This is a genomic window from Aquisediminimonas profunda (assembly GCF_019443285.1).
GTDB lineage: Bacteria > Pseudomonadota > Alphaproteobacteria > Sphingomonadales > Sphingomonadaceae > Aquisediminimonas > Aquisediminimonas profunda.
Genome location: NZ_CP080327.1, coordinates 67,148 through 82,240, shown reverse-complemented (window position 1 = coordinate 82,240; position 15,093 = coordinate 67,148). Strand labels below are relative to the sequence as shown.

16 protein-coding genes are annotated in these 15,093 nt (G+C 59.7%); 6 read left to right on the top strand and 10 right to left on the bottom strand.

Features of this window, described 5'->3' with window-relative positions:
• Positions 1 to 957 carry an MBL fold metallo-hydrolase gene (locus tag K0O24_RS00425; protein ID WP_219893891.1) on the bottom strand — a complete coding sequence of 319 codons (957 nt, stop codon included), beginning with the start codon at positions 955 to 957 and terminating at the stop codon, positions 1 to 3.
• A 200-nt stretch (positions 958 to 1,157) separates the two neighbouring features.
• Here K0O24_RS00425 and K0O24_RS00420 point away from each other — a divergent pair, with 200 nt between their 5' ends.
• From K0O24_RS00420 to K0O24_RS00410, 3 genes are read left to right on the top strand one after another with little or no spacing between them, the layout of a single operon-like run.
• Positions 1,158 to 1,457 carry a glycine zipper 2TM domain-containing protein gene (locus tag K0O24_RS00420; RefSeq protein ID WP_219893890.1) on the top strand — a complete coding sequence of 100 codons (300 nt, stop codon included), beginning with the start codon at positions 1,158 to 1,160 and terminating at the stop codon, positions 1,455 to 1,457.
• Positions 1,458 to 1,514: 57 nt separating this feature from the next.
• Positions 1,515 to 1,721: a hypothetical protein gene (locus K0O24_RS00415; RefSeq protein WP_219893889.1), complete on the top strand. Its 207-nt coding sequence runs from the start codon at positions 1,515 to 1,517 to the stop codon at positions 1,719 to 1,721.
• Positions 1,722 to 1,755: 34 nt separating this feature from the next.
• Complete coding sequence (locus tag K0O24_RS00410) at positions 1,756 to 2,382, top strand: lysophospholipid acyltransferase family protein (protein WP_246611068.1); 627 nt, start codon at positions 1,756 to 1,758, stop codon at positions 2,380 to 2,382.
• Here K0O24_RS00410 and K0O24_RS00405 read toward each other — a convergent pair.
• From K0O24_RS00405 to K0O24_RS00395, 3 genes are read right to left on the bottom strand one after another with little or no spacing between them, the layout of a single operon-like run.
• Positions 2,379 to 2,921, bottom strand: a complete 543-nt coding sequence (locus K0O24_RS00405; protein WP_219893888.1) for an SRPBCC family protein — start codon at positions 2,919 to 2,921, stop codon at positions 2,379 to 2,381. The two genes, K0O24_RS00410 and K0O24_RS00405, sit on opposite strands and share 4 nt — an antisense overlap.
• Positions 2,922 to 2,971: 50 nt before the next feature.
• Positions 2,972 to 3,757 (bottom strand): class II aldolase/adducin family protein, encoded by a 786-nt coding sequence (locus K0O24_RS00400; RefSeq protein WP_219893887.1) that lies wholly within the window; start codon positions 3,755 to 3,757, stop codon positions 2,972 to 2,974.
• Between the two features lie 50 nt (positions 3,758 to 3,807).
• Positions 3,808 to 4,407: a TetR family transcriptional regulator C-terminal domain-containing protein gene (locus K0O24_RS00395; protein WP_219893886.1), complete on the bottom strand. Its 600-nt coding sequence runs from the start codon at positions 4,405 to 4,407 to the stop codon at positions 3,808 to 3,810.
• 33 nt (positions 4,408 to 4,440) lie between these two features.
• Here K0O24_RS00395 and K0O24_RS00390 point away from each other — a divergent pair, with 33 nt between their 5' ends.
• Together K0O24_RS00390 and K0O24_RS00385 are read left to right on the top strand one after the other, a co-directional pair.
• Complete coding sequence (locus tag K0O24_RS00390) at positions 4,441 to 5,607, top strand: aromatic ring-hydroxylating oxygenase subunit alpha (protein ID WP_219893885.1); 1,167 nt, start codon at positions 4,441 to 4,443, stop codon at positions 5,605 to 5,607.
• Positions 5,604 to 7,214, top strand: a complete 1,611-nt coding sequence (locus K0O24_RS00385) for a phytoene desaturase family protein (protein WP_219893884.1) — start codon at positions 5,604 to 5,606, stop codon at positions 7,212 to 7,214. Before K0O24_RS00390 ends, K0O24_RS00385 begins: the two co-directional genes overlap by 4 nt.
• Here the strand turns inward: K0O24_RS00385 and K0O24_RS00380 are convergent.
• Both K0O24_RS00380 and K0O24_RS00375 read right to left on the bottom strand, forming a co-directional pair.
• A complete protein-coding gene (locus K0O24_RS00380) occupies positions 7,154 to 8,467 on the bottom strand; it encodes an APC family permease (protein ID WP_219893883.1) in 1,314 nt (437 codons plus the stop codon). The two genes, K0O24_RS00385 and K0O24_RS00380, sit on opposite strands and share 61 nt — an antisense overlap.
• 58 nt (positions 8,468 to 8,525) lie before the next feature.
• Positions 8,526 to 11,024: a TonB-dependent receptor gene (locus tag K0O24_RS00375; protein WP_219893882.1), complete on the bottom strand. Its 2,499-nt coding sequence runs from the start codon at positions 11,022 to 11,024 to the stop codon at positions 8,526 to 8,528.
• 278 nt (positions 11,025 to 11,302) lie between these two features.
• Between K0O24_RS00375 and K0O24_RS00370 the strand changes: the two genes are divergently transcribed.
• Positions 11,303 to 11,983 carry a DUF4136 domain-containing protein gene (locus K0O24_RS00370; RefSeq protein ID WP_219893881.1) on the top strand — a complete coding sequence of 227 codons (681 nt, stop codon included), beginning with the start codon at positions 11,303 to 11,305 and terminating at the stop codon, positions 11,981 to 11,983.
• A gap of 43 nt (positions 11,984 to 12,026) precedes the next feature.
• Here K0O24_RS00370 and K0O24_RS00365 read toward each other — a convergent pair whose 3' ends face one another.
• The 4 genes from K0O24_RS00365 to K0O24_RS00350 form a co-directional block, all read right to left on the bottom strand.
• Positions 12,027 to 12,428: a group II truncated hemoglobin gene (locus K0O24_RS00365; protein WP_219893880.1), complete on the bottom strand. Its 402-nt coding sequence runs from the start codon at positions 12,426 to 12,428 to the stop codon at positions 12,027 to 12,029.
• Between the two features lie 103 nt (positions 12,429 to 12,531).
• The gene (ychF, locus tag K0O24_RS00360; RefSeq protein WP_219893879.1) at positions 12,532 to 13,632 is read right to left on the bottom strand and encodes a redox-regulated ATPase YchF; all 1,101 of its coding nucleotides are present in this window, start codon (positions 13,630 to 13,632) and stop codon (positions 12,532 to 12,534) included.
• A 3-nt stretch (positions 13,633 to 13,635) separates the two neighbouring features.
• Complete coding sequence (pth, locus tag K0O24_RS00355; protein ID WP_219893878.1) at positions 13,636 to 14,211, bottom strand: aminoacyl-tRNA hydrolase; 576 nt, start codon at positions 14,209 to 14,211, stop codon at positions 13,636 to 13,638.
• 27 nt (positions 14,212 to 14,238) lie between these two features.
• The gene (locus K0O24_RS00350) at positions 14,239 to 14,856 is read right to left on the bottom strand and encodes a 50S ribosomal protein L25/general stress protein Ctc (protein WP_219893877.1); all 618 of its coding nucleotides are present in this window, start codon (positions 14,854 to 14,856) and stop codon (positions 14,239 to 14,241) included.
• Between the last annotated feature and the right edge of the window lie 237 nt (positions 14,857 to 15,093).

Genomic DNA, 15,093 nt, shown 5'->3' with positions numbered 1-15,093 from the left:
CTATTGAGGCTTGCAGTATCGCTGGCGTTCGTCCGGCGCAGCGCGGAGCCGTGTCTCAAGGTAATAGGCGATCAGGCCATCGGTGTTTTTTTCGGCCGGAATGAAGACTGATGCATCGCGTCTCCAACCTGCGATGCAGGCCGCATTGGCGGCATTGCTTGCTGCGCAATCGAGCAGATTGGTGAAGGCACGTCTCCATTTGAGGAACTGCGGCTTGTTCATGGGTGCTCCGTGACCGGGAACCAGGATCCGGAAGTTTCGGGCTGCGATGCTGTCTAGCGCCTTGCGCCATCCTTCGGGGCAAGCCGTATCCAGGTACGGTGCGGCGGCAACCACAAGGTCGCCTGCAATCAGGACGCGGGATCGATGGTCGTAAAGCCAAACGTCTCCCTCTGTCGCAGCAAATGGTGCAAGATTCAGTTCGAGCTTTCGGCCTCCAATTCCTGTTGAAGTGCTGCCGGTGACAGGGATCGAGGGGCGAAGCGCCCCGGGATTGTCGATTGCGGCCATGTCCAGCGCTATGTCTTCTGCTATTTCAGGCGATGCCTTGCCTGAGCGCAGATAGGCTTCGGCATCGGCGCGGCTTGTCCGCAAGAAGCCTCGCAGTGCCCCGTCCACAGCATTGCTCGCATAGAGCGGCGCTGCTGGAAAAGCAGCGCGAATTTCCTCATTCCCGCCGCTGTGGTCCAGATGCCAGTGCGTGTTGATAATGGCGGCGATTGGCTTGCCACGAAGTCTTGCAAAGGCGAGAATCGCCTCCTGATGTGCTCTGTGACGACCAGTGTCGACAAGGATCAATCCTTGCGGGGCATCGATCAGGATGGAATTGCCGTCTGGTTGTCGGCCTGCTGCATTGGATCCCGACACCAGCCTGATGCCGGGGGCGACGTCAATCGGATCGGCATGCGCAACGCTTGCAACCAGAACCCCAACGGCGACCAGGAAAGGCTTCAACATGCCTTGTCATCACCACGTGTTTATCCGGATGCAATCGACCAACGATGAACCTGCGTTGCGCGTCGACAGGTGAATTGATCGTGCTACTTTGGATCGGCAACCTGTGCCAGCGCAGCGGCGATCCGTTTACACAGGTTCTGCCAAGGTTCATCTTGGCCGTGCCATTGAGCATCGGTCAGAACAACACAAAGGGTAACATCATGATACGCAAGTTTCTTACATTATCGACGATGACGGCAATTGCCGCGTCTGCACTTGTTGTGCCTACTGTGTCGGCGTCTGCCAGGGATCACCAGTATCGCGAATGGCGCGGCAAGGATGGCCGTACCTATTGCCGCAAGTCGGACGGAACAGTCGGTCTGGTCGTCGGCGCGGCGGGCGGCGCGCTCGTCGGGCGTGCGATCGATACGCGCGGCGAACGCGCGACCGGCACAATCCTCGGTGCCGCTGCCGGCGCCCTGATCGGTCGCGAAGTCGCAACCAAACGGCGCTGCCGTTGATGGAATAGCCACCCTGAAGCGCACGGTTCCTTAACCGGAACCGTGTAGGGCGGGGGCATGCTTCCATTTTTCCGCTATTCCTGGATTTTCCGCAGTCGCTGGATGGCCCTGCTCTGGGCGGCCGGAATTTGCTGGATGGCCGTGGAATGGGTTGGCCCCGACCCGCAGGACGGCAACTCCGCAGCGGTGGCAACAGACGCAACCGGCGCCCAGATTTCACCCGACGATGTGAAGCGCATCGAGGACGGCCTGAAAAACTTGTGATCTCTACTCCATTGCCACCTGCGCCGACACGGCTATGCTCGCATCAAAAATCAGGGGCATGGGGATGGGTAAGAAGGGTTTGGTCGCGCGACTGCTGACGGCTGTCATTGATTACTGGTTCAGCCGTCAAGGCTGGACGGTTGAGGGGCGCGCGGTTGAGCCTCGCAAGTTCGTCATCATTGCCGCACCCCATACCAGCAACTGGGACTTCGTCTATTTTGTCGGCGCGTCAAAGCGGCTCAATCTCCACTTGTCGTTCATGGGCAAGAAGTCGCTCTTTCGTTGGCCCTTTGGGAAAATGATGCGCGAAATGGGCGGCATTCCTGTCGATCGCAGCAAGTCGGGGAATTATGTCGACGCGATGATCGCCGAATTCGCGAAACGATCGGAATTCATGCTGACCATTGCGCCCGAAGGAACGCGCGGCAAGGTTCGTCAATGGCGGACGGGCTTCTACCACATAGCAGTAGGCGCAGGGGTGCCGCTGGTGTGCGGCGTGATGGACTACAAGCGCAAGGTGGTGGGCCTCGGTCCGGCAATCTGGCCGACGGGCGATTATGCAAAGGACATGGAGCAGGTGACTGCCTATTACAGCCAATGCACCCCGAAGTTTCCAGAGCGCGGCAATCCCGGAGTCATCACGGAGAGCAAGAGCGCCTAGTCAGGGCGCCCGGTTTCGACAAGTTTGAGCAAGCGGCGATGCTGTTCGGCAATGACCCCGTCAACGGCCGGGGCCAGTTCGGTCAATGCCATTCTGGAATAGCCGCCGACGACATATTCGAACGTCACTGTGCTTGTGCCGTCCTTTCCGGGCACAATCTTCATGGTCAGGGTGCCGGACAGCGCTTCACTTTGGAGCGGGCCAAACGCCCCTGAGAGCCGGAGCATGCTGGCGGGCCTGGCAAAGACGACGCGCGCATGTTCGACGAACCCGGAATGCGGCAAGGCCTCGCAGAAACAGCCACCCTGTTTGATCGTCATCGAAAAATTTCGGGCGTCCCCGGTCCAGCTGTGCGCCTTGTTCCACCACCGCTCTGGGTGGACCAGAGCCGCCCAGACCGCTTCGGGACTGGCGCGGACTTCGCCTGTCTCCAGAACGGCAAAGCCGGACGTGTCAGCCTGCATCACCTTGGCATATGCGGGCGCGGATGTTGCGCTGATCGCGAGGCTTGCCAGCACACACTTCACCACGCCTGACATAGGGTTCTCCACCCGTTCGGTGCCCAAAGGTCGAGCCTGTACCGCCAGCTCTAGTTTCGGAACGAGGGATCGATCCGGTCGAGCTTCCTTATCAAGGCGGGCCAGGCGAGGCGCTGGGCAACCATGGCCATGCCGGCACCGCTCGACTGGGTTTCGACCTTCTCGGGCGTGCCTTGCGGCGGATTGTACAAATTCTCGCGTCCGGCAGACAGCATCTTCACCTGTGCGTCGCAGGCACGTTCAAGGAAATAGAGGCGCAGGAAACAGTCTCCAACGGTTTGGCCGACTGCCAATGTGCCGTGGTTCCGCAGGATCATGGCGGTCTTGTCACCCAGATCCTCGACGAGCCGTTCGCGCTCTTCGAGGTCGGTGGCGATGCCTTCATACTCGTGGTAGGCGACATTATGGCGCGCGATCATGGCCGTCTGCGTGTGCGGCAGCAGCCCTTCGGCCATCGCGCTCACGGCCTGCCCCGCAGGCGTGTGGAGATGCATCACGGCATGGGCATCTTCGCGGGCCATATGGATCGCGGAATGAATGGTGAAGCCCGCTGGGTTGACCGGGTGCGCAGAGGGCACCACCGGATTCCCTTCGACATCGATCTTGACCAGTGACGATGCCGTGATCTCCTCGAACATCATGTCATAGGGATTGATCAGGAAATGATGTTCCGGACCCGGAACGCGCGCGGACAGGTGCGTGAAGATGAGATCATCCCAGCCATAAAGCGCGACGAGACGGTAAGCCGCTGCCAGATCGACGCGGATGGCCCATTCCTCTTCGCTGACGGCGCCTCTGATATGATCGTCATTTGCGGGCATTGCTGCTGTGGCCATTGCGGAGTCTCCTTTTCCTCGCGATTTCGTATCACAAGTTGCCGTGAACGTCAGCCCAGCAATGTATCAAGCCAGCGCTCCGCCAAAAGGGCAGCTTCTGCGGGCGTGAAAGGCGCGGATCCGAGGCTCAGTTCGAGCCAAAGCCCGTCGATCAGGGCGGTCAATGCCACAGCGGTCAGGCGATGATCCCGTGCTTTCGAATCGACTGCGGCAATCAGCGTTTCCAGCCCTTCGCGATAGTCGCGATAGATTTCGGCATGGACGGCAGCGATGGCCGCATCTGTCTTGGTGAGGCTCCAGAAGGCCAGCCAGGTTGCAAGCAGGTCAGGGCTTGCGATCGGCGGCCGAAAACTCGCGGTCAGATAGGCCAGAAGCCGGGCGCGCGGCGTCTGGTCCGCCTGGGCTACTGCCGCATCCAGAGCAGCGGCAACTTGCGCACCGGTCCAGCGATAGGTTTCGCAGATCAGGGCATCGATGCCGCTGAAATAGTGGCGCAAAAGCCCCGGAGAGACGCCGGCCTCGGTACAGATCGTTCGCACCGATGTTCCGCTCGGTCCCAGGTTGGCAAGGCAGCGCGCGCATGCCGCCACCAGGCTCTGGCGGCGCGCATCGGGTTCGGCGCGGACAAAGGATTGCCTCGGGCTCGTCATATTGTTATACGAACGTATAGCAAGGGATCACATATGGCAACCAGAATTGAATCGACCGTAACCAGTATCGACTCGCTCGAGGGGATGAGCCTGCCCGGTTGGGTTTATCATGATCCTGACTTCTTCAAGGCCGAAATGGCTGCGGTCATTCGCCCGAGCTGGCAGGTCGTCTGTCATGTGAACGACATCGCGCAGCCAGGAGACTGGCACGGGCTGGATTACCTCGGTGAAAGCATCATCGTCATCCGCGGCGACGATCTGAAGGTTCGCGCGTTCTTCAATGTCTGCCGCCATCGCGCTTCGCGTGTTGTCGATGGCTCCAGCGGTTGCGCCAGGAAGCTGGTCTGTCCCTATCATGGCTGGGCCTATGAAAAGGACGGCCGACTGACCGGTGTTCCGGGCAAAGGCGACTATCCCGGGCTAGAGATGGGGACGCTCGGTCTCAAGCCGGTCGAACTCGAGATCTGGCAGGGCTTCGCCTTTGTGCGGCTGGAAGGGGGCGGGCCAAGCGTTGCGCAGATGATGGCGCCCTATGAAGCGATGGTTGCCCCATATCGCTTTGAAGAGATGGAAGCGCTTGGCCGGGTGACGTTGCGTCCGCGCGCGGTCAACTGGAAGAATGTTGGCGACAATTATTCGGACGGGCTTCACATTCCGATCGCCCACCCTGGTCTGACCCGGTTATTCGGACGCGGATACGGAATCGAGGCAAACGAGCATGTCGACCGGATGTGGGGCGATCTTGTGGAGCGGCCGTCGGCCAATGTGTCCGAACGTGCCTATCAGAAGTTCCTGCCGCCCGTTCCGCACCTGCCGGAGAATCGCCAGCGGCATTGGCTCTATTTCAAGCTCTGGCCCAATGTCGCGTTCGACATCTACCCGGATCAGGTCGATTTCATGCAATTCCTCCCAGTTTCCGCGACGGAAACTCTGATCCGCGAGATCAGCTACGTCCTGCCAGATGACAGGCGCGAGATGAAGGTGGCGCGCTATCTCAACTGGCGGATCAATCGACAGGTCAATGCCGAGGATACTGCCCTTATCGCGCGGGTTCAGGCCGGGATGGAAAGCAGCAGCTATTCCCCGGGTCCGCTCGGCGAAAGCGAAGTGTGCTTGCGCAGCTTTGCCCGCAAGCTGCGTCGGCTCTTGCCCGAGGCGCGACATGAAACAAAGCCAGCAGGCTATGGGAGCGCCCGATGACCTATGATGTCGTGATCATCGGGGCCGGCCATAATGGTCTGGTCTGCGCCTTCTATCTTGCACGGGCCGGGTTGAAGGTCCGCATCGTCGAGCGCCGCGATACGGTGGGCGGTGCGGCCGTGACCGAGGAATTCCATCCCGGTTTCCGCAATTCGGTGGCAAGTTACACAGTGAGCCTGCTCCAGCCCAAAGTCATCGCAGACATGAAGCTGGCCGATCATGGCTATCGGGTGATCGAACGGCCGATCTCCAACTTTCTTCCCCAGGAAGACGGAGGGTATCTCAAGCTCGGCGGCGGCCTTGAACGGACGCAGGCAGAGTTCCGCAAATTTTCGGAGCATGATGCCAAGGTCCTGCCGGACTATTATGAATCGCTGGAATCCGTGGCAGATGTCCTGCGTGACCTTGCGATGAAATCGCCGCCCAATCTTGGCGACGGGATCAAGACACTGATCGATGGCGCGCTGCAGGGCAGGGCGCTTGCCAAACTGTCGCTCAGCAAGCAGCGCGACGTGCTGGACCTGTTCACCAAGAGCGCCCGGACGCTGCTGGATGGCTGGTTCGAAAGCGAGGCGGTCAAGGCCGCTTTCGGGTTCGATGCGGTCGTCGGCAACTATGCCTCTCCCGATACACCGGGCAGCGCCTATGTCCTGCTCCACCACGTCTTTGGTGAAGTGAATGGGAAGAAAGGCGCGTGGGGCCATGCCATCGGCGGCATGGGCGCCATCACGCAGGCGATGGCCAAGGTCTGTCAGGCCGCTGGCGTCGAGATCAGCCTTGAAGCGCCCGTTTCGCGCGTCCTGGTCGATGGCGGCAAGGTGGCCGGGGTCCGTCTTGAAAGCGGAGAGGAAATTCCGGCCTCTCGGGTCATCTCCAATATTGGACCGAAGCTTCTCTATGAGCGCATGTTTGCCGATGGCGATCTGACCGACGAATTCAAGCGGCGGATCCGCGGATTCAAGGTCGGCTCAGGCACGTTCCGGATGAATGTCGCGCTCAGCGAATTGCCGCGCTTTACCTGCCTTCCGGAGCCGGGCGAGCATCTGCAATCCGGCATCATCCTCGCACCGACGCTCGACTATATGGACCGGGCCTTTGCCGATGCGAAAGTGCAGGGCTGGTCGCGCCAGCCGATTGTCGAGATGCTCATCCCGTCCATTATCGATGACAGTCTCGCTCCTCCGGGACAGCATGTTGCGAGCCTGTTCTGCCAGCAGTTCGCGCCTGTCCTGCCTGACGGGCGGGACTGGGATGCCGAGGAGGATGCTGCGGCTGACACGATCATCGATACGGTCGAACACTATGCCCCCGGCTTCCGCAAGTCGATCCTCGGAACGATGAAGCTTTCGCCCAAGGGGCTTGAACGCAAGTTCGGACTGGCGGGCGGAGACATCATGCACGGCGCCATGTCGCTCGACCAACTCTGGTCTGCGCGCCCCGTTCTTGGTCACGGGGCCTATCGCGGGCCGTTCAAGGGGCTCTACATGTGCGGGGCAGGATCACATCCGGGCGGAGGAGTGACCGGCGCTCCGGGCCACAATTGCGCTCAGGAAGTGCTGGCGGACAGATCGTTTACCGGCAGGCTGCTCCGGCGCGCCCACCAGTAAAGGGGCAGTCCGGAGACCATCAGGACAACGCTGAGCCCACTTGCCACTGGACCGGCGCCCCAAAGGCTCCAGACCCCGAAGAGGAGCCCGGCGACAGCATAAGGCACTGCGATCTTTTGTTTGAGTGCAACACAGGCGCAAGCAAGGTAGAGCCAGAGTGTAACGGACGTGGTCAACAGCGCCATGAACGTAAACAGCCCTCCCATGGTCTGGCTGCTGTTGGCAAAGATAAGGATGCTGCCAAGAACTGTCGCCGCCAGCAGGCCGTTGACGGGGACTCCATTTTCGCGCGTCTTTCCGAACCAGGCCGGCATCATCCTGCGTCTGGCCATTTCGAGTGGCACCTCGCCCTGCACGAGTGTCCAGCCGTTGACCGCTCCGATTGCGCTGATTGCGGCAAACAGCGCGACCAGAGAAGCAGGCCCCGGGGACCAGAATGTCGATACAAACAGTTCGAACGGCGCATTCGATAGCGCAACCTTGTCGGCCGGGAGCATCAGCGTGATCCCGGAACAGACGATCAGGTAAATGATGCCGGTGAAAAGCGCGCCATAGAAGGTGGCCCGCGCAACGTTGCGCTGGGGGTTGTCGATCTTGTGTGACGCGGCACAGGCGGCTTCGAAACCCACCATGGCCCAGAGTGTCATCGCGGCGGCGGCATTGACGGACGGCAGGGACAATCCTTCGGCCGGGTAAGGCGCAAGCGCTGTCATGCCCTGTTGCGACAGGACAAGGCCAATCACTATGGCCACCACAACAAGCGGCGTGAGCTTCAGCACTGTGGTGACGACCTGAAAGGAACCTGCCGACCGCACGCCCAGCAGGTTGATGCCCGTCATGAGCCAGATCACGCCAAGCGCAGCGAGAGACGGATGGGCGCCAAGCAAGGGCCAGAAGCTTGCCATGTAGGAAACAGCGCCAACCGCAATGGTCACGCAACCTGTCCAGACCGAAACCCAGAAACTGAACCCGATCAGGAATCCGGCCAGGGGGCCGAAGCTGTGTTCGACGAGTTCGGCTGGCCCGATTGCGCGCTCATGACTGGCGCTCAGCCTCGCCAGAACATGGGCAAGGCACAACGCCCCTGCAATTGTGATGACCCATCCCGCAATCGCGTTCCAGCCAAAGGGCGCCAGGCCTTGCGGCAACAGGAAGACGCCCGATCCGACCATGTTGCCCATGACCAGAGCAATGGCCATCCAGATGCCGAGCTTGCCCGATGCCACAGTGGCCTGATCGTTGGAGTGTGACATCTGTATGGCCATCATGACGGCCAATACCCCCTCCCGCAAGCGGGAGGGGGAAGTTTCGTCAGAACTTGCTGCCGACCCTCAGGCCGATCGTGCGCGGCGTGATGGGGACGATATAGGTCCTCAGGCACGCGCCGCACTGGGCAAAGCGGGAGATCTGGCCCCGCTCGTCAAAGGCGTTGTCGATGAATGCCTCGACCGAGAACATTCCGAATTCGGCCCCGAACGAGAATGATGCAGTGGTATAGGCCTTCAGGTCACCCAGCTGCGCCGCCGGGCTGTAGGTAAGCCCGGTACCCGTCTGGGTCGCAGCGGTCCGGATATCGGACGATGCGGAGCTTTGGTGCGAGACAACGGCCTGCACATGGCCCTTGGAGCTGCCGAGCGGGAAGGAATAGCGGGCGTTGCCGCTTACCTTGAACTTGGGCGTTACAGGAAGCCTGGTTCCTTTTGGAGCCGCGATGAAGTTGCCGCCTGTGGAACATGTGAATGTCGGATCATCCACCGAGCACAGGTTCTGGCGTGTCTTGGCGTCCGTATAAGCGGCAGCCGCGTTCAACGTCAGCGCACCGAGATTGGCCGTCGCGTCGACTTCGATACCGCGGATGCGGGCATTCGGACCATTATGGATTTCGGTGAAGCTGTTTTGCCCAAGGAAGGAGAATTGGAAGCTCTTCCATTGCTGCTGATAGATTGCACCGTTGAACCGCAATTTTCCATCGGCAAGCGTGGTCTTCCAGCCGAGTTCAAAGTTGGTCAGATAGTCCGGTGCATAGGGCGGAATGGTGCCGCGACGGTTGATGCCGCCGGGCCGGAAGCCCCGTGACCATGTGCCGTAGAGCAGGACCTTGTCGGCCGGCTTCCAGGTCAGGTTGAGCCGATGCGTGAAGCCATCGCCTGTCGTAGACTTAGGTTTCAGTCCGCCGTTCGCAAAAGTAGCGAGATTGGTGCACGGCGATCCAGCGACTGCCGGAGGCAGCAAAGTGCCCGCCGGATTGTTGCGAACCGTACTGCCGTCGCTGTTGAAACATCCCGCAACGCCCGTGCGCGAACTGCCCGCTCCGTTGTAGGGCGGGCCGGCGGGATTGCGGCCAAAGCCGAAGAAGCCGATCAGGCTGTTGTCATATTTGAAAACGCGTCCCCCCGCCGTCAGCGTGAGATTGTCGAGGATATCAAAGCTGGCTTCACCAAAGGCGGCATAGTCGCGGTCGACGCGATGCTGCTGGGTGAGCCACAATGTGCCGGGGATGCCATTCACGGAGAGGGCAGGGTCAAGGTTTGCGACTTGATAATCTTGATGGATGGCATTTGTCTGGCGTTGGTAGAATGCACCAGCAACCACGCGGAACCGCTTATCCTGCGGAGATGCGATCCGGAATTCCTGGCTCAGCTTCTTGAAGTGGTCCGACCCAAGCACCTTCTGGCGTGGGTCGATGGTGTTGCCCAGAGCATCGGTGAAATAGAAATAGCCCGCGATGCCGCCACTGGATGAATAGAGATTGTCGTAGGTTTCGGCATAGTCGGTATAGTCGCTCGACGATGACCGCTTCCGATCGAGATAGGCGCCCGCATAGGTCAGGTCCCAATTGCCAAGCTTGCCTTCAATCGTCAGCGCCGCCTGAAGATAGCGGTCCTTGCCGAATTCAGGGAAGAAATGCTGAACCTTGAGATCTCCTACGCTCGGATCGAACCCATAGGAGCCGTGCGTCTTCTGTTCCTGGTAAAGAACTGTCGGCGTAGCCGTCCAGTTGTCATTGAGATCGATTTTCAGCGCCGCACGTCCGCCATAGGTCTCGGTATCATTGTAGTTCTTCTTCACGAACCCGGCGTTATTGACCGTGATTCCACCTGGTGTGGGCAGGAAGCTGCGCGAACCAAGCACGTTGTCGATAAATCCGGCGTCACGCTGATAGAAGCCGACGCCGCGAAACGCGATGCTGTCGCTAATCGGCGCATTGATCATGCCTTCAAGCTTGCCGCCGACGCCGCCTTTGTGAACCGTGTTCAGTTCGCCATCGACCCGGCCCTCAAAACCGGCCGTGGAGGGCTTGTTGGTGATGATGCGGATGGTTCCGGCTTCGGATGATGCGCCATAGAGCGTGCCCTGCGGGCCTGCGAGGCTCTCGATGCGGGCAATGTCATAGATATGGACATCAAGCGTGCCGCCAATGGTCGTGACGGGCTGTTCGTCCAGATAGACACCGACCGAGGGCAGGGATCCGGAATGGTTGCCGTCGCCGCCCGAAGCGACGCCGCGCATATACACCGTCGTCGAGCCAGGCGCCGAGGTCTGGAATGACACGGACGGAAGCTGTTGGGAATATTGATTGAAGTTCGAAATCCCGAGTTGGTCGAGCTTCTTGGTGCCCAGCGCCTGCACGCTGATCGGCACGTCCTGAAGGTTTTCCTCGCGCTTCTGTGCAGTGACGATGATGTCATCGCTCGAACTGGCTTCTTCTTCAGCGGCTGCCTGCGCATAAGCAGGCGATGTGGCAAGCATGGTTGTACCAAGCAGCGCGACAAGCGCGTGGCGACGAGCAGATTGATTCCGGAAATTCATGGTCACTCCCCTGACGGAATTACGTGGCTCGACTGTGAGTCAGCCAGCCAGCTTCGTCAACGTAAACCGGGCAAATTCAGCTATTTTGATCATTGGTATTGTATAAAAGCCACAGGGCACGGAACATTGAAGTTGCGCGAAGCGCAACCGAAACCTGTTTGCTGCTGCCTTTGATTTCTGCCGAACTGCTCCATTCAACCCCGGTTAAGCACGGCTCGCGGATATGGTTCGGGACTGATAGGTGTGTAACACCCGACTCGCGTGTGAAAGGGATGAAGATGTCAAAGTTGAGGATTGTTGCCCGGTTTGCTGCGCCTTTGGCGCTCGTTGCGCTGTCGGCCTGCGCGGCAACGCCATTCAAGGCAGAGGTCAATCGCTTTCAGTTGATGCCGGCACCGCAAGGCCAGAGTTATTTTGTGAAGGCCGACGATCCACGCCTCGTCGGGAGCCTCGAGTTTTCGCAATATGCCGATCTGGTCGGAAAGAAGCTCTCGGCACTCGGCTATCAACCTGCCGCTGATGCGGATCACGCAACGCTCCTTGTCAATTTCGATTATGGCGTCGATACCGGACGCGAGAAGATCCGCTCAGTCCCTGGCAGCGGCTTTGGTTATGATCCGTTTTATGGGCCCGGTTTTGGACGGCTCTATTATCCATATGGCTACCCTTATTATGGCGGCTATCGGCGGGGCTTCATTTACGGCTTCAACGATCCCTTCCTCTTCGGATCCGGCTTCGATCAGGTTGAGAGCTACACCGTCTACACCAGCAGCGTCAGCATGGTGATCAACCGCAAGGCTGACGGACAGCGTGTATTCGAAGGCAGTGCCAAGGCACTCTCGCGCGATGACAATCTGACCTATCTTGTGCCCAATCTGGTGGAAGCGATTTTTACTGGATTCCCGGGCAATTCGGGTGAAACGGTCAAGATCACCATCGCACCGCCGCCAAAGAAGTAACGATGAGTGGCAGAGGCGGCCCGATGGCCGTCTCTTGCCTGCCTTATGCGGAAGCGCGTGACATCCCGCGCGACATTTGCGTAAGCGCCCCGAGCATGGCCTCGACAAGCGGTGCATCGCTGACTGTTTCGCGCAAAGCGCGTGACATGGCGGAAACCCACTGATCAGCAGTTTCACGGGTCACGCCAAGCCGGGCATGCGCAGACATGACGCAAGCTCCGGGCCGTTGCTCGAACCAGTCCCTTGGCCCTCCCATCCATGCGGTCAGAAAATCGGTCAGGGAAGCGCGCATCGGCGTCAGATCCGCAGCGTGCATGTGGCGGAGCGCGGCATAGGCCGGATCCTGATCCATCAAGGTATAGAACCGGTCGACGACCCTCGCCAGACGTACCCGCCCGCCAATGCGTTCAAACGGCGATTCGGCATTTGGTTTGCTGTTGGCCATATGTGTCCACTCCTTCCCGACGCTCGCATTGCACGCCAGCGCCAGCCAGAGCATTGATGCAGATCAAGCAGGCGAGATCGATTGCAGCGCAGTGGCAAGCGATTCACACATTGAACCGGAACAGCAGCACGTCCCCATCCTGCACGACATACTCCTTGCCTTCCGAGCGCAGCTTGCCCGCGTCGCGGGCTCCGGCCTCTCCCTTGCAGGCAATGTAGTCGTCATAGGCAATTGTTTCGGCACGGATGAACCCGCGTTCGAAGTCCGTGTGGATCACTCCCGCAGCCTGTGGCGCCTTTGATCCCTTGGTTACAGTCCAGGCGCGAGTTTCCTTCGGGCCGCAGGTGAAGAAGGTGATGAGATGGAGCAGCGCATAGCCTGCCCGAATAACGCGAGTCAGGCCCGTCTCGGACAGTCCCAGATCGGCCAGGAACTCGCCACGATCTTCGGGAGGCATGGTGACGATTTCTGCCTCGATAGCCGCAGAGACCACTACCGCCTCCGCGCCTTCGGCCTTGGCCTTCTCAAACACGCGGGCGGACAGCGCGTTGCCATTTGCCGCGGAGGCCTCATCGACATTGCACACGTAAAGCACCGGCTTTGATGTCAGCAACTGCGCAAGGTCAAGCGTTCGGCGTTCTTCCTCATCCTTTGGAACCGTCAGTCGCGCCGGCTTGCCTTCGCGCAGAAGTTCAAGCGCTTGCCCAAGTACGGAGGCCGCAATTTTTGCGTCCTTGTCTCCCTGCGCGGCCTTTTTCTGAAAGGCGGGAACACGCTTTTCGAGACTTTCCAGATCGGCCAGCATCAGTTCGGTCTCGACGGTTTCCGCGTCTGAAATCGGATCGATCCTGTTGTCGACATGCTGGATATCGTCATTCTCGAAACAGCGCAGGACATGAACGATTGCATCGACTTCACGGATGTTGGCGAGGAACTGGTTGCCCAGACCTTCGCCCTTGCTCGCGCCGCGAACCAGACCGGCGATGTCGACGAAGCCAAGCTGTGTCTCGATGATCTTCGCGCTGCCTGCAATTGCTGCAAGGGCCGCCATGCGCGGATCGGGCACCGCAACGTTCCCGATGTTCGGTTCGATTGTGCAGAAGGGATAATTCGCTGCCTGCGCCGCAGCAGTCTCGGTGAGCGCATTAAACAGTGTCGATTTGCCAACATTTGGCAGCCCGACAATTCCGCAACGAAAACCCATTTCTTATTCCTGTTCCTGAAGTCTCAGCGCGACTTCGCTCATGAAACGCGCGTCATCGCCTTTGGCCAGCCAGGGCGCTTCCGCTGCGACTGCGCCGAGCATGGAGGCCAAGGCATCAATTTCGGATTTTGCAAAGTTTCCAAGCACATGGCCCGTAACCCGTTCCTTGTGCCCGGGATGGCCAATGCCCAAGCGCACGCGACGGAAGTCTGCGCCAATATGGGCGTCGATCGACCGAATGCCATTGTGCCCGGCTGTGCCGCCTCCGGTCTTCACCTTCACCCGAAAGGGATCGAGATCGAGCTCATCATAGAATGTGGTGACGTCACCGGGCTCAAGCTTGAAGAAGCGCATCGCTTCTCCCACGCTTCGCCCACTTTCGTTCATGAACGTTTGTGGCTTGAGAAGGAGGATCTTCTCATCCCCGATCCGTCCCTCGGACGTCAGCCCCTGAAAACGCAGTTTCCAGGGGCCGAAACGATACATGTCCGCCAGAACGTCGGCGGCCATGAATCCGATATTGTGCCGGTGCATGGCATAGGATGCGCCCGGATTGCCAAGGCCTGCCCAGATTTGCATCAGCGCGTCCGGGAATGGCGCCGGGGATTACTCCCCGTCGCCTTCGGTCTTGGTCGTATCGCCTTCGGCCGATTTCAGGCCTGACGGCGCAACGACTGTTGCAATCGTGAAGTCACGATCCGTGATAGCGCTCGTGGCGCCAGCCGGAAGGTTGACCTGCGAAATGTGGATCGAATCGCCGACATCAAGGCCATTCAACGAAATTTCGACCTCTTCTGGAATGTTGGCTGCATCACAGATCAGCTCGAGTTCGTGACGGACAATGTTGAGCACACCGCCGCGCTTGATACCCGGTGAGAGGGTTTCATCCGTAAAGTGAACCGGCACTTCGACATGGATCGTCGCATGCTCCGAAATGCGCAGGAAATCGGCATGAAGCGGACGTTCCGTAACCGGATGGAATTGCACATCCTTCGGGATGGTGCGCACCGGCTTGCCGCCGACATCGATCATCACGACAGAATTGAAAAAATGGCCGGTCATCAGCGCTTTCATCAGCGCCTTTTCTTCGACATGGACGCCCTGCGGGGCTTCCTTGTTGCCGTAAATGACGGCGGGTACGCGGCCTTCGCGACGCAGAACTCGGGAGGCTCCCTTGCCAGCCCGTTCGCGCGCATCGGCCGACAGTGTCAGCAGATCGCTCATATGTTATCTCCAGTTGGTAACAATCCCGACCACGCCTCCAGGGATGACCATGGACGGGAAGAGGGCGCCCTTAGGGGGAAAAGCCCCGATACGCAAGGCTGCAACTGAAAGGGCCCGCCGGCTGGAAGCCGACGGGCCCTTGTCTGGGAGGTTTGGCGAGCCGATCAGGCGCCGACGACGAAGGCCACCAGAAGAAACTGTGCCCCAAGTGCGACAGCAAGGCTCGCGGACCGCAAC